The sequence below is a fragment of the Candidatus Hydrogenedentota bacterium genome (assembly GCA_019695095.1).
Taxonomy (GTDB): Bacteria; Hydrogenedentota; Hydrogenedentia; order Hydrogenedentales; family SLHB01; genus JAIBAQ01.
The window spans coordinates 26543-45639 of the sequence record JAIBAQ010000016.1; the positions used below are offsets into that span (position 1 = coordinate 26543).

A 19097-nucleotide genomic window follows, 5' to 3' on the forward strand; every position below is an offset into this window, starting at 1 on the left:
GTGGGCAGGCATAAGCCCGCCGTTGTGGCGTTTGCGTTCTCGGCGGCGCTTCACTTGTCCATGGTGACGGTGTTTACCATCTACATCGACATCCCTGTGCCCCGTCTTCGTTACTACACCTTCGACATAGTTAATCCCACGACGCACGAATCCTACCTGGGACCAATCGAGCCAGATATCTTGCCCGACGCCTCGTTGCGCGAAACGCTGCGCCTGGATACCGGCGTTCAACCCCTGGCCGACGTCGCCGAGAGCATTCCGGCCGGGGTTGCTTCGGAATTCCCCACGATTACGCTGCCCACGTGGGCCGTGCCTGAACTGGAGCGGCTTCAACTACGCCAGGAGAGTCTGCGTCTTCGAGCAGAGTTCACCCGCAAGCAGAAGCAAAGTCCGTTTTCGTTCTTGCTGGGCGAATCCGGGTTCCTTCGCGAGACGCTGGGGCGAATCACGGACTCAGACGATGAGACAGCGGCGCCTCCCACGACCTCGGCCATTCTGGTGGGGCGGCCCGTGGAAGGTGTCGTGATGTACATCGAGTGGATGGCAGACCCGCGTAACCGCGAGATCCTGTTTTCGCCACCCGTTGAGAGCCTGTGGCGGCTTGGGCCGTCCTCGCTGCAACAGCCCTTGAGCCTGCTGTTTAAGGTGGCGGCTACGGGCGAAGTCACCGAAGTGCTGACGCCTATCGAAGACGACAACGAACTGGCGGCCAGCGCAGGCAAAGCCCTGCTCAAGTACCGGTTTGCGCCGCTTCTCGAAGGCGGCGAGAGGGAACAATACGGGACGCTGATCATCGCGCCGGAAAGCAAGGACTCGCCGTGATCGCGATCGAGCTGAAATGGGCCTTGCTGCTCTACGCGAGTATCCTCGGCGCGATGGTGCTCTTCGTCTGGGTGTACACCCAGGTGACCGTGTGGCGTCCGCACCGGTACCTGGGGCAACAGTTCCTGTGGCGATGCTCCTTCTGCGGATACACCTACCTCGACGAATCGCACGAGCACATCTCGCAGTGTCCGCGGTGCCAGAGTTTCAATTCCGCTACCGACGCCAATGTGAGGTTCGTGCCCGCGAGGGGAGAGACCGCTCCGGAAGCCATGACCGACGACGCCCTCGATTCGCGCCGGAACCCATCGCGCCGAAAACGTCCCCACCAACGCCGCCGGGGTCCTCGCCGCAGGTAGTCCTCTCGTGATCGCCGTTTGCTCGTTGGTTGCATGCGACGCCCAAGTCGGGTACCGTCTCACGTGCTGGTCCAGTCCTCAAGCTGCAACCCAAGATGGAGGCCCCTATGCCGGCCAATCCCGTGCAGTACCGTACCGAGCATCGCATGGTAGGAGATCTGTTTCGAGCCGAGGCGGCAAGTCCCCCGCAGCGTTTTGCGCTGAGTGCGGCGCAGGTCGCCGAGTACCGGGAACGCGGATACGTTCGTGGGCCGCGCGTGTTGGACGACCGGCAAATCGAAGCGCTGCGCGCTGGGCTAGAGCAGATTCGTACCGGGACAAATCCCCGGCTAGCGGAACTGTACGAAATCGACGACGCGTGGAAGAAGGCGCCCGAGAAGAACGTCTTCCATTTTCTAGGCGCGTGGCGCATCGACGAGGCATTCCACGATCTCCTGTTTCATCCGGCGATTGCCGTTCCCGTCAGTCAGTTGCTCGACACGCCGCGCGTGCGTTTCTGGCACGACCAGGTGTTCTACAAACCGCCGCGGCATCCCGGCGTTGTCGCGTGGCATCAGGACTACTCGTACTGGACGCGAAGCGTGCCCGCGCGTCATCTGACGGTCTGGATAGGGTTGGACGATTCGACCTTGGCGAACGGGTGCATCCATTTTGTGCCGGGAAGCCATCGCTGGCCGTTGCTGCCAAAACTGCAACTGCTCGAAAACATGGATGGCATCAGGGACGTGCTTACGCCGGAGCAGTTGGAGCAGTTCAAGCCGGAACCGCTGGAGTTGAAGGCGGGCGAGTGTTCGTTTCACGATTGCATGACCTTGCACGGTTCGTACGGAAACAATTCGGATATCCCTCGGCGCGGCGTTGTGCTGAATTTCATGCATCCGGAAACGAAGAGCGCGGATGGGAAACATCCGCTGTTGGTACACACACCTGTTATTCCTGAAGGGGCGATAATTGAAGGGGATGACTTCCCGATTGTGTATGATGCGGCATCCAAGAAGTAGTGACCGGTAATTCGATGGAGAGCGAACGATGATCTCAAAAGAACGCAGACAGGAAATCTTCCAACGCGGCAAGTCGACGATTCACTGGCAGGGGGAGCCGAGACTGGGGAGTTCCTACGGCGAGGAAGAGGTCGAAGCGGCGGTCAGCGCGATTCGCGATGCGACCGTGCCGAGCCGTGGATTCGGATTTAGCGGGTATCCCATTCCCGAGTTCGAGAGAGCTTTTGCCGATCACGTTGGCACGAAGCACGCCGTTGCGTTGAACAGTGCCGGTCCGGGCCTGGACATCATGATGAACTACCTCGACCTGCAACCGGGCGACGAGGTAATCGTGCCCGCCATCAATTTTGTGGCCGCGCCGCTGGCGGTGTTGGGCGCGGGCGGGCAAATCGTCTGGGGCGAGGTAGACCCCAAGACCTTGCAGCTCGATCCCAGCGACGTGGAGAAACGCATCACGCCGCGAACCCGCGCCATCTTCCCGGTACACATGAACGGGCTTAGTTCGCCGATGGATGACCTTATCGAATTAGCGCAACGGCATCCGCACGAGAAGCACGGGCCGTTGAAGGTCATCGGCGACGCGGCGCGCGCCTGCGGCGGCGGGTACAAAGGCGAACAGATCGGGAAGAAAGGCGTCGCGACGGTGTTCTCCTTCCACACGATGAAGAACATGACGACGCTCGGCGAAGGCGGCATGGTTACCACCGACGACGACGACGTAGAAGCGTACTGCCGCTCGACGCGGTTCTATGGAATGAACACCGACATCTGGGGGTCGTCGTACGTAATGACGACGGTGCAAGCCGCAGTTGGTCTCGTGCAATTGAAGAAGCTCGACGGCTTCATCGATGCGCGGCGGCGGCTGGCGCAACGTCGCAATGAGCTACTTGCGGACGTCCCGGAATTGGCGCTTCCACACGAACCGGCGGACTGCCGCCACTCCTACTACCTGTACACGTGCGTCGTATGCGAAGAATGGCGCGGCGAGAAGCGCGACCGGTTGATGAAGATGCTGGAAGAAGAATACGACGTGCGATGCATCGTGGCGAATCCGCCCGCGTACAAGGCGCGGCGCGTGTTGCGCGATTGTACTCCCGGGCAGTCGCTGCCGTTGTCCGAATCGTTGGGCGAACGGCTCTTCTGCGTACCCATCCACCCCGCGATGACCGACGAAGACAACGAGTTCATGGCAGCAGCAGTCATTGAGTGCGTGGAGCGGCTGCGGTAAGAGACGACGGTCGAGATTCACTTCTTCTGAGAAAAACGGCAATCTTCTTGCCATGTCTCTTACCCCGCACGGACAGCGTGTGCTCTTGTTCACTGCTCACACCGTCTGTTCCTCCTGCGCGCCGCACGGCGCAAAAACATAACAGCCTGGGGCAGAGTCCTCCGAAGCCCCGAGACGCAGTCGAGGGGCGAAGGAGGACGCCGCCCCAGGTAAGCAACCCACCCTAACGACCGCTCTAAAGGAGCCCCACATGCAAGAGGTTCTGCTTGTTTCTTAGGAGAGGCACGGAAGAAGACAGGCCGCACACACGGCGATTGGCACGGATTTCTTACAAGCGCACAAGTCTCAAAATGGGTTTACGTGTGCTCATCAAGAACGCGAATTAGGCGAGAAGGACTTCGAAACCAGCTTGCGCGAAATGGTGGTCGGCGGTCAGTGCGCTTTTCAAATGGAGCGTGTTCATCACTGCGAACGACGTACAATCCGTCAACGACCACCTTTTGTCATTTCTAATAGCGAATAATTCGACCGCATCGGACAGGAGCTTCGTCGAGCACTCGACAATTTGCGTGTAGCTATCCGACCTCAATTGAGAAAACAGATCGACGAACAGCTGCCGCGTTTCGGTAGACGAAAAGAAATTGCCCACTTCAACAAGTACGAACTCTGAAGTCACGGTCCGCCCTCGAAAGCCTTGACTGAATTCAAGTGCTGCGGAGTGAAGTGAATCCCTTGGATTTGCCAATGCCACGTAAAACGAAGTGTCGGCAAAGACAGCTCTCATAGAGAATCTTGGCTACGGGGAGCCCCATACAAATAGTGGTCGTGCTCTCGGGCGGCGTCAATGGGCAACCCCTCGGCCTTTCCGATTATGCCAGACATACGCTCGGCGAGGGTTGGGACGTTCACTTCGTCTTCCGATTGCTGCGGCGTCTCCCAGATCTCTATCTGGACGGGGGTGCCGTCCGGAAGATCGATGAGTTCCTCTACAACTATCTGTCCTTCTTTGACCAAGCCCCTATAGGTCATGCGTCACCTCGTCTCCGGCGCGGCTCGCGAACCTCGACAGTCACAGTGGTTCCGTCAGGCAAATTGACGGTGCTTTCGAGGACGATGCGTCCGTCCACTATCGTACCGCGATAGGTCATGTTCATGGCCTCCGTTCTTTGCGCTAGACTCATAATACCACGATGCGCCATTTCCATCGGATTTGAAGGCCTGCCTGCAAAACGCCCGCGCTTGCCCCGGCGAATACTGTCGGCTCGAAGACGCGCCTTGGTCTCATGTCCGCGAGAAACACCAAGATGGTCAAGACAGCAGGAGTCAGCAGAACAGGCAAATTTGCCGAGGTCCCTTTGGCCGTAAATGCACCAACTGCGTTTTACCCCCTTGACCCGATCATTGCTGCATAGTTTAGGCTTGTGTTCGAGTGTTCGGGATACACGTGGCTCGGGCGCTCGGATACCCCGGCCGGGTAGAGAAACGTCAGGAGTGAGTGCATGAGGATTGGGCAATTGGCGCGTGCGTTTGGGCTGAGCCGAGGCACGTTGCTCCACTACGACGCCATCGGCTTGTTGACTCCGTCGGCGCGAAGCGATTCGGGCTACCGGGAGTACACCGAAGCCGATGTGGAACGTTTGCGTCGCATCTGCACGTACCGCGCGGCGGGCGTGCCGTTGGCGGAGATACGGAGCGTGTTGGATACCGTCGAGCCGGAAGGATTCCGGCGGGTGTTAAGTTTCCGGCTTGCTCAATTGGGCGAAGAGATTGCACAACTTCAAGGACAACAACGCCTTATCGTGCGGCTGTTAAGGCCGTCCGAGGCGAACGAGGAACAACCGATGTTGAACAAAGACCAATGGGTGGCGCTCATGCGCGCAACCGGATTGACGGACGACGATATGAAGCGGTGGCACAAGGAATTCGAGAAGATGTCGGGTAGCGCCCACGAAGAGTTCCTGGTGTCGCTGGGAATCGGCGCGAAGGAGATAGCCGAAATCCGCGAGTGGTCGCGTAAGTAGTCGGTCGATCCAAAACACTGGCGCCCCGGGACTTACCACCCCGGGGCGCATCTATCTGAAAGCCCACCTAACGAGGCGGCGCTACTGAGGTTTTTGCGTTTCCGTTGGTTTGCTGGGGACCTTCTTGGGAAGCGTCACAGTAAACACGCCATCTTTGTAGGCGGTCTTCATGCCGGCCTCGTCGACGGCCTCGGGTAACGGCATGGACCTCTGAAACTGTCCCGACACGCGCTCCTGGCGAAGAATACGTCCATCCTTTTGCTGCGACACGGTCTGGTCACGCTTGCCGGTTATCGTCAGCGTTTGGTCCTTGATCTCGACACGGATATCCGACTGTTCAGCCCCGGGCATGTCGACCGTTATCACATACTTGTCCCCCTGATCGGCCATATCGATATTGGGACTCGTGACTAGGGTCGAGGACTGGGCCAGATTGCCGAAACGCGGGCTATCCTTAAACCGGTCAAGGGACTGGTTAAACAACTGATCCATCTGCTGTCGCATCTTGGCCATTTCCTGGAACGGGTCCCAGTTCGTGGGATCGGACATCGATCCAAATGGATCGGGCAAAGAGCCCATATTCGGAAACGGGGTGTCGGGCTTGCCGTTGCTGTCCTTGTTGGGGTTCGGAATGACCGTCCAGCCGTCATCCGACTTGGCCGTCGCCATGGCTTTCGACAGTTTCTCGTGCATGGACCACATGTACGCGCCTTGAATACACACGGCGACGATTAAGGCGCTCAAGACACCGACGAGGAGCTTTGAGCGCTTTTTCTCAGAAGTTTCGTTCTGAACTTCGCTCATGGCACGTATCCTCCTAACATCAGAACAAGGTCAAGAAGCGGGGCAATGGGTTGCACGCTCCTTACGTGTTGGGATATAGCAATAGATTTGCCAAGATCGTGTGAGAGGCGTCCTGAAGTTCTAAGATACTGTAAAACAATATGTTACGAGTTGCGGGCTGCCCGCGCGAAGTCTTTGGCCGGGTGTCGCAAATGCCGAAATCGGGAAACGGAGCCGGAGGATACCCGATTTGGGGAACGGAAGAGGTTGAATGTGTGCTTGGGCTACCGGTGTTCAAACCGGCCGAAACTTGCCTGAGGAACCGAAGATCTACTCGTTGGCGGCCGCTTCTTTGGGAACCAGCTTGGCATAGACGCGCGGATAGTCAGCATTGACCCATTCGGCAAACGGCTTCGATCCATCGTACAGGTCGAGAAGGGTGCCTATGGGGGCATTGTCGAAAAACGGCCCAAACTGCTTACGGGCCTCGTCTACCGTTTTTCCCTGCAACAAGAGGTAGACGGCAGAAGCGACGCCGCTACGGTGGGTGCCTCCCTGGCAGTGAACGAGAATGGGCTTCTCGGCCGATAAACACCATTTCACAAACTGGGCGAGGGACTCCGGCTCCGGGAGCTTCTCCTTCGACCACGGTAGGTCAAAGTGAGCCACGTCATGACGTTCGCACGCTTCACGTTCTTCCCGGTACCATCGCGAGTCCGGGTCAGGGTGCCGGAGACTGATCACCGTGCGGATGCCATCGTCCTCGATTGCCTTCTCCAGCCGGGAGGCGGGAAGTTGGCCCGACCTGTACAGTGTTTGGGCTTCTACCGTCCGAAAATTGTGATCGAGGTACGCGCAGCAGACAAGGTGCGTGACAGCAAGCGCGGCAACTACGGCAAATGAGGATCGCACGGGCTTGCGGAGAGTATACAATGAGCGGTACTGCATGAGGATTCCGCAACTCCAGAAACCGAAACCGAAGGAAGACTGCTTTGATACTACAATCCAAAGTGTCATTTATAACGCTGGCGGCATTTCTGGCTTTGAGCGCAGCCGGCCAAGAGAGCATAGACCAGTCGCGCCGGACGGCCATTGTCACGGCGATTGAGAAGGTTTCCCCGGCGGTCGTGTCCGTGAATGTCATCGAGCTTCGCGCTCAGCGGCAGCTTCCCCCGCGCCTGCGCGACTTTTGGGACATGTTCGACCTTCCTGGCCCCTACACGGTGCAACAGCGGCGTTTGAATTCGGTCGGAAGCGGGTTCTTCTACCGGGAAGGCTACATCATCACGAACTACCACGTCGTGGAGGAAGCGGATCAAGTAGCCTCGGTGACATTACCTGATGGCCGGGAACTCGAAGTCGCGCTGGTCGGGATAGACGAACGCACGGACATCGCTGTTCTGCGCGCCAGTGGCGCAAACCTGCCCCCCGTTTCGCTGGGGAACTCGGATGACTTACTGACCGGCGAGTGGGCGATAGCCATCGGCAATCCGTTTGGCCCGCTGATGAGCGATTCCCAACCGACCGTCAGCGTCGGCGTGGTATCCGCGAACCACCGCCGGATCAGTCCGCGCGTGGGAGGCGGGGAACGGCTGTATCAGGGGATGATCCAGACGGACGCGGCCATCAATCCAGGCAACAGCGGCGGTCCGCTGGTGAATTCGCGCGGCCAGGTAATTGGCATCAACACCATGATCTTCAGTGAAAGCGGCGGAAGCGTGGGCCTGGGATTCGCCATTCCGATCAACCGCGCGAAGCGCGTGGCCGAAGAGATCATTCAGTACGGGCGCAGGCGCGATCCCTGGGCGGGATTCAAGGTTGAAGACGTCGCAAACCTCACCCAAGGGATTATCTCCCAGCTTGGCATCCAGTCGCATGCGGGGTGTGTCATTCAGAACATTCTCAAAGACTGCCCTGCCTACGCCGCGGGATTGCGGCCGGGAGATGTGGTCATCGGCGTGAATGGGCAACGCGTCGAGACGAGCAGCGATATCGACTTTGCAGTTTGGGATTTATTCGTCGGCGATCCGATCACCGTGACCGCAGAGCGCTCGGGGCAGGTGAGTGAGTTTAAATTCGTCATTCAGGAACTGGCCAAATAGACTCAGGCTCGCGCACGTGAACCAGATTCACCGGGAGGGAAGGAATGAGGGAGGAAACCAGTCGGCTGGATAGACTGCGTTCCGAAGGAGATCTCAATCTGTCGCCACTTCGAGCCGCGTGGGCGGTCACCAACCTCGGCCATGAAACCGAGGAATTGCTGGATCGAGATGCCGACTATTTTCTCCACCAGTCGCTTTCCACGCCGTGTTTGAATGTGCTGAAAGGCTGCGAAGGAATCTACCTCGAAGACCTTCAAGGCCGGCGAATCATGGACTTCCACGGCAACAGCGTCCATCAGGTGGGGTACAAGAACCCGCGCGTGATGGCAGCCATCCATGAACAACTCGAGACGTTGCCCTTCTGTCCCCGACGATATACGAACCGGACAGCAATAGCCCTTGCCGCCAAACTCGCGGAACTCGCCCCCGGCGACCTGAACAAGGTGCTGTTTGCGCCTGGAGGGACTACAGCAATCGGGATGGCGTTGAAGCTGGCGCGAGCGGCCACGGGGCGCTTCAAGACCATATCGATGTGGGAATCGTTTCACGGGGCCTCGCTCGACGCGATTTCCATCGGAGGCGAGGCCATCTTTCGCAAGGATATGGGGCCGCTGCTTCCGGGCGCCGAGCATGTGCCTCCGCCCGACCCGGCGCACTGTCCCTTCGGTTGCGGCAAAGAATGCACGCTGAAATGCGCGGACTACATCGAGTACGTGCTCGAACGCGAAGGGGACGTCGCCGCGGTCATCGCCGAGACCGTGCGGTGCACGCCGTTCATCCCCCCGCGCGAATACTGGACGAAGGTGCGCGCCGCATGCGACAAACACGGAGCCCTGCTGATTCTCGATGAGATCCCGACTTGCCTGGGGCGTACGGGAAAGATGTTCGCGTGCGAACACTACGGCATCGTGCCCGACATGCTCGTCATTGGCAAAGGGCTGGGCGGCGGAGTCATGCCCTTGGCCGCGCTCATTGCGCGGGAAGGGCTCGACGTGATGAAAGACCGCGCACTCGGCCACTACACCCACGAGAAGAATCCCGTGGCGTGCGCGGCGGGTCTCGCCACCATTGCGTGCATCGAAGAAGACGGATTGCTGGAACACGCAACGCGCCTCGGAGAGCACGCGCTCAATCGCATGCGCGGGATGATGGACCGCCACTCGATTATCGGCGACGTACGCGGACTGGGGCTTTTGCTCGGCATCGAACTCGTGAAAGACCGCGCGACTCGCGAAAAGGCCAACGAAGCCGCGGAGCGTGTGCTCTACGCCGCCTTGGCGCGGGGACTCAGCTTCAAACTAACCATGGGCAACATCATTACCCTGACCCCGCCGCTTACGATTACACAAGTGGAACTCGACACGGCGCTGGACATCATCGAGGAGTGCCTGCCTTAGGCATAGTCTCAGTCAACAAGTCATGGGTCTGGCCTGCGCAAGCAGAAGTGTTGGGCGAGGCTCCGAAGAGCCTCGCCCTCCGCCTTAACTCAAGTACCGGACGATGTTGCTTGTGTTGAGTGGATTCTCCGAAGGACTACCGCAGTCCCAATCAGTAGCAGCGCAACCAACGCGAGCCCCGGATACAACGGAACCGGCGGGACATCATTTGCATCCGTGGGACTGGCTCCTAACGCGACTTCGAGACCATCCGAGAAACCGTCGCCGTCGCTGTCTGTGACAAAAGGATCTGATCCATACTGCAGAATCTCATCACCGTCGTTGAGTCCATCGTCATCGGTGTCCGCTACATACGGATCTGTCCCTGTGTCATGAGGCCCAACGTAATGCCCCGTGTTTGATTCATGGATGTCCAGCAGACCATCCCCGTCCGCATCGCCCCATTCACCCGCCAAGATGAAGTACGAGTAATCTCCACTTGAGGTCGCTTCAATCTTGTTTGTCGTAGGTTTAACACTGGACGGCAATTCGACGAATGGGCCCTCGGACGAAGTTGCTCCATACACTTTCAGAGTGGCTTCTCCAATGCCAAAGACTTCGGAGTTCAGGTACGTAAATCTCAACGTGCGGCTTCCCGCATTCAGACGATTGGAATTCACGTGCCATGTAACATCCGCAACCTTTGTTAAGTCGGGCATGTTCACGTCCAGGTCATTTCGCGTGAGCAGAACCGTGGTCTGGCTGCTGGCATCTCCCTGCGCGAAATCAATCGATGCGCGTGCAGTCCCGAACGCTTGTGGGAGAGGATCGCCAGAGTGGCTCCAACGGCGAACCTCGGCGGTATCGGGCAAAGCGTCCCTGCTGAATGCGGTCGAGCCAAAGATCACGAATGCTTCACCGGCGGCCGTTCTGTTGTTGAGAGGTCCGTTGCCGCCGTAGTCTCCAATCACGAGATCGTTCATCCCGTCGGCATTGACGTCACCGCCCATGCGATAGGAATGATAGGGCCCAACGCCATTGTAAAAGCGCATGTTCTCATCGCCTGCGGCGAAATCGATGCTTGCAGGAAGGTCGGATGAGCCGAATACAACGAATGCCTCAAAGAAGATCGAGCCATTGGGTTCATGGGCCGCCGCAAAAATATCTGCCACTCCATCCGCATTGATGTCTCCGGACGTGATCCATCCGTCATGCCCCAAATAAGCGGCCAATCCTCTTCCGTAGAAGCGTGTGTCCGGAGGGGTGGTGGCGAAGTCTACCGAGGCAGGCCATGTGGGCCGTCCATACATGATTAGCAGTTCGCCGCAATTCGAGCGTGCATTATCCGGACCGTCCGCTTCCGAGGCGGCCATGATTAGATCCTCGATGCCGTCTCCGGTGACGTCGGCTATGTCTATGCCGGCCTCGTCGGTCAGATAATCACGCTGATCTGCGCCGATGAGCGTAACGTCGGCGCCGCCATCTACAACGTTTAACGTTGAAGGAAGGCTCGGCGAACCGAATATGATGCACGCTTCACCGCAGTTGTACTTTGTTCCAGACAGGCCGTCGTACGAGTCCAATCCGAATACGATGTCTTCGATTCCATCGCCATTTAGATCGCCCAAATTGACGTTGGCCCATCCGTTCACGAAATGCACATCGCTTTCTCCACCGATTACGTCGATCAGGGCGGGCAAGGTTCTGGACCCGTAGACTGCATACGCGTTGGAAGAGTTTCTGCTGCCTAAAACGAGATCGTTGCCGCCGTCTCCGTTAATATCGCCAGCTCGCAGCACACCGGAGCACCCCAGCATCCACACGTCTTGCTCATTGTTTGCCAGGTCGACAACCGAAGGAAGAGCAGATGAACCATAAATCACGTAGGTACATCCGTCCTGTGGATGGGTATTCCCAGGACCATCCGCATACTCGGCAGCAGCAATAAGGTCTTCAATACCATCCAAATTGAGGTCTGCAAGCAACATCCAGCCCGGACTGGAAACATGGCTGGGATAAGCCAAATGGTCGTCGGTCTCCGCGCCGTAAATCGTGACGCTTTGCTCATTCGCGGCAATGCTTATGGTCGATGGCCAGGAAGTCCTACCGTAGAGAACGTATATCTCCCCGGCATCTTGCCGCGCATTGGATGGCCCATCCGCCCACGGGGCGCCGAGCACCACGTCCTTGATCCCATCGCCGTTCAAGTCCCCGAGCTTTACCAGGCCGGAGGTAGCCATCAAATCCATGGTATTCGCACCGGTAATTATTACGTCGGGTTTTGGACCAAACTGCCCGTAGACGTCGCGAGTGCCGGAGAAACCAGGACCGCCAAAACAGATGTAGGCGTGGCCGCCAGAGGTCGGCCCGGAGGTGTCCTCCTCAGCGCCCAAGACGAGATCGTCGTATCCGTCGCCGTTTACGTCGCCCATGGCGATGGCTCCTCCCATCGTCATGCGGTCTTGATCCGGTCCACCGTAAACAACGGAATCGCTGTCCGTCTGCAGGTCGAACTCGTTTTCAGCCTTGGCAGTGTAGGTCACTCGGTTGTCGACGCTCGTTGAGGGCGCGTTGGGATTGCCGCCGACATCAGAACAGGCTCCTGCCGGAACGGACGCTATAATCTGGCCACCGTGCTCCGCCCCGGTGATAGAGATTCGGAACCGGTCATTCCCGCTGATCGTCGTTACGGTAAACGTGACCTGTCCGGCTGTCCCCGAAATAACCACATCCGACGCATCGAAGCCGGTGACATCCTCACTGAATGTCACGTCAAATAGAATTGGAAACACGAAAGTCGGATCTTCCTGGCCAAAGGACTGTTCCACCGTAACCGTGGGCGGAACCGGATCGACATATGCAACACTGTTGTCGGCGCTTGTCGACGCCAGGTTGGTATTTCCCGCCAAGTCAGTACAACGGCCAGAAGCAATACTGGGTACTAGCGTGCCCGGAGTTTGGGCGCCCGTAACGAGGAGTGTGTACGCCGCCGAAGGCCCTGTCGGAGTGACACTAAAGGCGACACCTGTGGCAGTACCCCCCATTGTGATGTCGATTTTGTCGAAGTTCGTCACGGCCCGTTCAAACTGAATATCGAACCGGATGGGCACGTCCGAGGTCGGATCCGCCTGACCAGCGCCTTGCTCGACAGTTACATGGGGATGCGCCGAGGTTGTGATGCTGAAGTCCGCGTTACTGAGGTCATTGACGTGCGAATTACTCTCAGAGACAACCTTGATTCGATAATCGTTGCCCAGCACTACGTCCGAGGGAATACTCCAGTTCCAGCTCCCCGCCGAGGCAGCAACGCCCGAGCCGAGAGTGCGGACCACCGCACGATGTTTCAGCAGATCAATACGAATCGTGCCCGTCACTCCGGAATTGGCCCATGTGATTGCATAACTCTGGCCCAAATTCCACGTTTCGGATCCGTTTGGAGTCGTGACGGACAAAGGATGCGCGTCAACGATTTGCGGATCCGTTCCATTTCCATACTCTTCCGCATTGCCGTAGCCGTCTCCGTCCGGATCGGCGTCAGGCCCGTTTGCGCCAGTACCCACATACGGATCCAGTCCCTGTTCAGATTCCCATTCGTCGGGCATTCCATCGCCGTCGCTGTCTGTATCCATGAAATTGGGTAGCGCGTCTCCATCGGGATCCGACGCCCCCTCTGAGCTGTCAGGCAGCGAATCGTCGTCAGAATCCGGATCAAGATAATTGGGAGTTGTATCGCCGTCGGTGTCGAGCGTGGATTCGATTACATCTGGGATGCCGTCTGCATCAGAATCGATCTGCGTTGCATCGAACACCCACAACTCCTCGCCATGCACACCGTCGTTTGCCAGGAAGTACACAAGATTCCCGATAGTGCAAAACGCATACGGGTTGCTATTGAATACGCCCGGGGCAATGTCTTGGAGCAATCGCGTACCCGCGGGTGTCCCGTCGGTCCACCAGAGTTCCACCCCGCTGTCGCCATCACTGGCGGCGAACAGCGCAAAATCCCGGTGTGTGCCGACAGTGCCTACGATGATCCGGGCAATCGGGAGCGGTATGGGGAGTTCTGGGTATTGGATAGAGCTGGAGGCGCCGGAATAGATGTCTCCAAGCAGAATCGTGCCCGCTGATGTGCCATCGGTTACCCAGACTTCACGGCCATGATCCGGATCGTTGGCCGTGAAGAGGAGCCTATTGCCCAGCCTTGTCAGATCCCGCGGATCGCCAGCCGTTGCGCCAGGGAACAAGTCTGCAACCATTGCGGTGCCCGCTTGGGTGCCGTCTGACTTCCAGAGTTCCCGTCCATGTGGATTCGGTGCCCACGGAGATAGGCCGTCCTCTGCAGAGAAGTAGACCGTGTCGTTTACTTGCGTAAATTTGTCGGGTCGCGAATCCAATCCATCCGGGGCGATATTCTTCACCAGAACGGTCCCGGTGGCCGTGCCATCGGTTTTGAACAATTCGATACCGACGTTGTTGCCGCCATCCCCCTCGAAGTAGATGGAATCGCCGATCGCGGTAAGCAGATCTCCCGCGCCCAAGCGCTTGACGAATCCCGTTCCCAAGGCTGTCCCGTTACTTCGCCAGAGGTCGAATCCCGATCCTCCTCCATGCGCGTCAAAGTAAAGATAACCGTTGAGGTAAGTCAAATTTGATGGCGACGAACCTTCCCCGGCGGTCCGGTTAATATCTTTGACGAGAGTGGTGCCTGCGGCAGTTCCGTCACTGGACCAGACTTCATAACCGTGGATGCCGTCGTCGGCGGCAAAATATGCCTTTCCATCCACATCGGTGAAGTCGGGCGTATATGTGCTCAGGAACGACGCCACGGAACTCTCGCTCCCGGAGCGAATGTCTTTTACGATACTTGTTCCCGCCGAGGTGCCATCGCTGGCGTATACTTCGTATCCAGTTGCGGGCTCGTATGCAGTGAAGAATACTTTTGAGCCAACTCGTTGCAGGTATTGCGGCCCCGAAGAATCGGTCCCCGGTCTCAAGTCCTTGACAATCAGAGTGCCGGCCGCCGTTCCATTACTGCGCCATAACTCGGTGCCGTGTGTGAAATCGTTTGCGGAGAAATAGAGATTTCCGCCCATATCGATAAGACCGCTAATATAGGATCCCGGTGCGCCGGACCGAATATTGCGCACGCGAACCGTACCTGACACGGAGCCGTCCGTCTTCCACAGTTCGATCCCCCTTGTGCCGTCATCCGCGGCGAACATGACTGAAGCTCCCACGGTCGTGAGTTGAGTCGGAATAGAAGCGGCAGTCCCCGGGAAAATGTCCTGGACTCGTGCGGTTCCAGCGGAGGTGCCGTCAGTACGCCAGAGTTCGCGGCCCCCCGAAGCGTCCGCCGCGGGAAAGTAGAGGTAGCCGCCCAACACCGCAAACGAGGGAGGAAAGTGCGTAGTGTCCAGCGAGCTACTGCTTCCGGCGGCGATATCTTTCACCATCGCCGTTCCCGCGACCGTCCCGTTACTGATCCAGAGTTCGCGCCCGTTGGCGGCAGTACCTGCCGCGAAGTACACATTGGAGCCAACAGCGTAGAGATTGGTGGCCCCACTACTGCCCGTGCCGGCCACTATGTCGGAGACGAGAACCGTTCCAGCAGAGGTGCCGTCGCTTTTCCAAAGTTCCTGCCCAGACGCTTCGTTTATTGCCGAGAAGAAGAGCGTTCCGTTCGCATTGACCATATCGCGAATATACGAATCCGCTGCGCCAGGGTTGATGTCCTTGACCATTACCGTCCCGGCAGATGTACCATCGCTTTTCCAGAGTTCGAAACCATTTGTAAAGCCGTCTGCAGCATAAAAGAAGAGCGTGTTGCCCACCACAGTGAAGTTTTCGGGTTGAGAAATGGCAAACGCCTTTACAGATACGGTGCCGGCCTCGGTTCCATCGCTTTTCCAAAGTCCAATTGGCTGGCTGACGCCATTGTGGGCGGCGAAGTAAACAGTCCCATTCATAACGGTCAAGTCGCGAGGATCGCTGCTGCCGGTAGAAGAAACGTCTTTCACAAGGACAGTACCAGCTTCCGTGCCGTCCGTCTTCCAGAGCTCGCGACCGTGCGTGCCATCGTTGGCAACGAAATACAAAACCCCGCCCGAAAGGGCAAACTCGGCCGGTTCCGAACCGTCGGGGCCAGGGAGTATGTCCTTTACACGGACAGTCCCAGACCGGGTACCGTCGGTGCGCCACAACTCCTTACCCGATACGCCATCGTTCGCACAGAATAGTACGTATGGCGTAAGTGCAATGAGACGTGTGGGTTCCGAACTTGCCGTGCCCGGATAGATGTCGCGAACAAGACCGGTGGTGCCTTCTGTTCCATCGCTTTTCCACAGCTCGCGCCCCTCTCCGTCCGTTTGACTGCTGAAGAATAGGCGGTTTCCCAAGACAGCGAACTGTTGAGGAGACGATCCGAGGTCCGAAGTCGGCTGAGGCAGAATATCCTTGACGAGAGTCGCCGATTGGGCCCAAGCGACGGTTAGTGTGGAGACGCACAAGAGAATGAGGAGTCTCAAAAGAAACTTACACGGTTTGGGCCGAAGGATATACGGCGACACAATGACACGAAATCCAATTTTATAAGGCATAAATCCCCCTAATCAGCGAGCGATCAGATCCACACAACCCGGTTCCACTCGCGTTGACTGCACCGAGGCGAGGCCCCCAGACTTCTGAGTGGCAAATTCCCCTTAAGAGCAACGTATAAGTACTTCGGCGTCCCCAGAATCTGCCAATAGCAGCCGATTACGTTGGACAAGTAATACTGTAGCGTGGCCCAGACTCTGCAGGAACACATCAATGGCGTCTGGTATATGGCAGGCGAACGAGCTTACGATCAAACTACTTTAGTCCGCCATTTGCGGCGGCGCGATTGGACGCCGACGCAAGTTGCTCACGTGCAAGACTTTGAGCTTGTGCCATGAGGACTTTTCGCGAACGCACCCTGCTTTCGGGATCTGCAATGCCCTTCACCGTACGTCCCGCAAACGACCTGAATACGAGAGCAGGTTCGCGGGAAATCCGAGTCGGGCAGTGCGCGGAGACCGCGTGGCAAATTGCCTACACGTTTCCCGATTCGATGCTCGCGATGGCCTTCTGGCCCAGGATGCCGACCATGAAGATCATGGAAGCGAAACGGGGGTCGTGGGTGAGGCCCTGTTTGTAGCGGTAGTAGATCTGTTGGACGATGACGGCGAGTTTGAAGAGCGCAAAGACGTAGTAATAGAGGATGTTGGAGATATCGCGTCCGGTGCGCGCGGCGTAGGCTTCGGCAAGTTGACGGCGCGTGAGTGCCCCGGGCTCGGTGGTCAGGAAGCACTGGACGACCTTCATGGCATCGTCGTTTGGTTCGATCCAGTACGCGAGGGATGCGCCGAGATCGGCGAGCGGATCGCCAATCGTTGCCATTTCCCAATCAAGCACTCCGATGATGCGAGTGATGTCGCTGGGATCCAGGACGATGTTATCGAACTTGTAGTCGTTGTGGACGAGGACCGCGGCCGTGTCTTGGGGGATGCGTCGCATCAACCATTCAATAACGGCTTCGATGTCGGGGATGTCGTCGGTCTGCGAATCCTTGTACCGCTTTGCCCAACCGGTAACTTGGCGTTGGACATATCCTTCGCCTCGATAAAGTCCATCCAACCCGAGCGCACGGTAATCGAGCGCATGCAGATCCGCAAGATTGGCTATGAACGACTCGCAGCACTTCCGCACCAGCGCGGGCGTTGTCTCAAGGTCGCCTGGTTTTGCCGCGCGAAGGATGACGCCTTCGATGCGTTCCATGACATAGAACTTCGCGCCGATGATGGATTCGTCGTCGCAGAAGTGCAAAGGCTTGGGCGCGGCAGGGTAGGCGCCGGATAGACGAGATAGGACATCGAATTCGCGGCCCATGTCGTGGGCGGACTTGACTTTGCTGCCGAACGGAGGGCGGCGTAGAACCAACTCGCGCGATCCGCACCGCAGCAAGTACGTGAGGTTCGAGTGACCGCTGGGGAATTGTTCAATAATCAAATCGCCATCCAGTCCGAAGACGGATTGACGGAGATAGTGTCCGAGCGCCGACGCGTTTAACTCCTCGCCATGGCGGACCGGGGCCGTACGGTCGAGGGGAGCGGTCATGCGCGGCCCCCCGGGCCAATCGTGATGCCGTACTTTCTGAGGATGCGCTTGGCGATGGATTGTTTATGGACTTCGTCGGGACCATCGTAGATTCGCGCGGCGCGTTCGTGGCGATAGTAATACGACAACGGCGTATCGTCCGAGACACCCAGTCCGCCGAGCGCCTGAACGGCGCGATCCACGACGCGGTGCAGCGTATTGGCTACGAAGAACTTGATCGTCGAGATTTCGTCGCGGGCATTCTTCTGTCCCACCTGCTCGATCATCCACGCCGCGTGCAAGGTCATGAGGCGGGCCGCGTCGATCTCGGCGCGGCTCTCGGCGATCCACTGCTGCACCATCTGCCGGGTGCCAAGGGGCGAACCTGGAGCGAGCTCGCGCTTTACGGCGTACTGGCACATGATGTCGAAGCTGCGTTCGCAGATACCGATCCAGCGCATGCAATGGTGAATGCGGCCGGGTCCGAGGCGTTCTTGGGCAATGGCAAATCCCATGCCTTCACCGCCCAACAAGTTCGACTGCGGCACTCGGCAGTTCTCAAATCGGACTTCGGCATGGCTGGCCCAATCGTCGCCCGCATCACCCATAACCGAGATATTGCGGACAAACTTGTAGCCGGGATTGTCGAGGGGCACGAGAATCATGCTCGCGCGAAAGTGCGGGTCTTGATTGGGATCGGTGACGGCCATGACGATGGCGAAGGACGCGCCTTCCGCAGAGGACGTGTACCATTTGTGGCCGTTGATGACGTAGTCATCGCCGTCTTTAACGGCGGTCGTGCTCATCCACACGGGATTCGAGCCCGCGTGCTCCGGCTCGGTCATGGCGAAACAACTGCGGATGTCGCCGCGCAACAACGGTTCAAGCCACGTCTTCTTCTGTTCGTCCGAGCCGAACTGGAGGAGGACCTCCATGTTGCCGACGTCGGGCGCCTGGCAATTGAAGCAATAGTGGGCCAGCGTGCAACGGCCCAGCTCCGCGCTGAGCATACCGTGTTCGACAAGGCTCAGACCCATTCCGCCGTGTTCCTTGTCGATGTGGGGAAGCCACCAGCCGCGCTGCTTCACCTCGTCTCGCACGCGGTTGAGTTCGGGCAGCAGCGATTTGAAGCCGACGCCGTGATATCCGTCTTCAAGGGGGACGATGCGTGTAGTGACGAATTCGCGGACTTCGGCCAGGAATTGCTGCATCTTCGGCGAGATTGAAAAATCCATACTACCTCCAGTGCGTTGCGAACTGCAGGTCCACCAATCGAATTCCCGCGACGGGAAT

General features: G+C 58.1%; 14 protein-coding genes. 7 read left to right on the top strand and 7 right to left on the bottom strand.

Annotated elements, in window-relative coordinates:
- The 4 genes from K1Y02_04655 (at position 1) to K1Y02_04670 (ending at position 3410) form a co-directional block, all read left to right on the top strand.
- A complete protein-coding gene (locus tag K1Y02_04655; GenBank protein ID MBX7255634.1) occupies positions 1-822 on the top strand; it encodes a hypothetical protein in 822 nt (273 codons plus the stop codon).
- Entirely contained in the window at positions 819-1181 is a 363-nt protein-coding gene (locus K1Y02_04660; GenBank protein MBX7255635.1) for a hypothetical protein, read from the top strand. The genes K1Y02_04655 and K1Y02_04660 overlap by 4 nt, the downstream gene beginning before the upstream one ends.
- A gap of 107 nt (positions 1182-1288) precedes the next feature.
- On the top strand, positions 1289-2182 hold the full coding sequence (locus tag K1Y02_04665; GenBank protein MBX7255636.1) for a phytanoyl-CoA dioxygenase family protein: 894 nt from the start codon (positions 1289-1291) through the stop codon (positions 2180-2182).
- A gap of 28 nt (positions 2183-2210) precedes the next feature.
- A complete protein-coding gene (locus K1Y02_04670) occupies positions 2211-3410 on the top strand; it encodes a DegT/DnrJ/EryC1/StrS family aminotransferase (GenBank protein ID MBX7255637.1) in 1200 nt (399 codons plus the stop codon).
- 382 nt (positions 3411-3792) lie between these two features.
- Here K1Y02_04670 and K1Y02_04675 read toward each other — a convergent pair whose 3' ends face one another.
- The gene (locus K1Y02_04675; GenBank protein ID MBX7255638.1) at positions 3793-4194 is read right to left on the bottom strand and encodes a PIN domain-containing protein; all 402 of its coding nucleotides are present in this window, start codon (positions 4192-4194) and stop codon (positions 3793-3795) included.
- The gene (locus K1Y02_04680) at positions 4191-4439 is read right to left on the bottom strand and encodes a hypothetical protein (GenBank protein MBX7255639.1); all 249 of its coding nucleotides are present in this window, start codon (positions 4437-4439) and stop codon (positions 4191-4193) included. The genes K1Y02_04675 and K1Y02_04680 overlap by 4 nt, the downstream gene beginning before the upstream one ends.
- Positions 4440-4909: 470 nt before the next feature.
- Between K1Y02_04680 and K1Y02_04685 the strand changes: the two genes are divergently transcribed.
- On the top strand, positions 4910-5431 hold the full coding sequence (locus K1Y02_04685) for a MerR family transcriptional regulator (GenBank protein MBX7255640.1): 522 nt from the start codon (positions 4910-4912) through the stop codon (positions 5429-5431).
- Between the two features lie 81 nt (positions 5432-5512).
- On the opposite strand, the gene K1Y02_04690 is transcribed toward K1Y02_04685, so the two are convergent.
- Both K1Y02_04690 and K1Y02_04695 read right to left on the bottom strand, forming a co-directional pair.
- On the bottom strand, positions 5513-6235 hold the full coding sequence (locus tag K1Y02_04690; GenBank protein ID MBX7255641.1) for an Hsp20/alpha crystallin family protein: 723 nt from the start codon (positions 6233-6235) through the stop codon (positions 5513-5515).
- Between the two features lie 309 nt (positions 6236-6544).
- The gene (locus K1Y02_04695; protein ID MBX7255642.1) at positions 6545-7162 is read right to left on the bottom strand and encodes a tyrosine-protein phosphatase; all 618 of its coding nucleotides are present in this window, start codon (positions 7160-7162) and stop codon (positions 6545-6547) included.
- 44 nt (positions 7163-7206) lie between these two features.
- Between K1Y02_04695 and K1Y02_04700 the strand changes: the two genes are divergently transcribed.
- Both K1Y02_04700 and K1Y02_04705 read left to right on the top strand, forming a co-directional pair.
- Positions 7207-8316 carry a trypsin-like peptidase domain-containing protein gene (locus tag K1Y02_04700; protein ID MBX7255643.1) on the top strand — a complete coding sequence of 370 codons (1110 nt, stop codon included), beginning with the start codon at positions 7207-7209 and terminating at the stop codon, positions 8314-8316.
- A 44-nt stretch (positions 8317-8360) separates the two neighbouring features.
- Positions 8361-9713 (top strand): aspartate aminotransferase family protein, encoded by a 1353-nt coding sequence (locus K1Y02_04705; GenBank protein MBX7255644.1) that lies wholly within the window; start codon positions 8361-8363, stop codon positions 9711-9713.
- An 89-nt stretch (positions 9714-9802) separates the two neighbouring features.
- Here the strand turns inward: K1Y02_04705 and K1Y02_04710 are convergent, their stop codons facing one another.
- From K1Y02_04710 to K1Y02_04720, 3 genes are all read right to left on the bottom strand, one after another.
- Positions 9803-16288 carry a hypothetical protein gene (locus K1Y02_04710; GenBank protein MBX7255645.1) on the bottom strand — a complete coding sequence of 2162 codons (6486 nt, stop codon included), beginning with the start codon at positions 16286-16288 and terminating at the stop codon, positions 9803-9805.
- A 472-nt stretch (positions 16289-16760) separates the two neighbouring features.
- A complete protein-coding gene (locus tag K1Y02_04715; GenBank protein MBX7255646.1) occupies positions 16761-17825 on the bottom strand; it encodes a phosphotransferase family protein in 1065 nt (354 codons plus the stop codon).
- The gene (locus tag K1Y02_04720; protein MBX7255647.1) at positions 17822-19039 is read right to left on the bottom strand and encodes an acyl-CoA dehydrogenase family protein; all 1218 of its coding nucleotides are present in this window, start codon (positions 19037-19039) and stop codon (positions 17822-17824) included. The genes K1Y02_04715 and K1Y02_04720 overlap by 4 nt, the downstream gene beginning before the upstream one ends.
- Positions 19040-19097 lie beyond the last annotated feature (58 nt).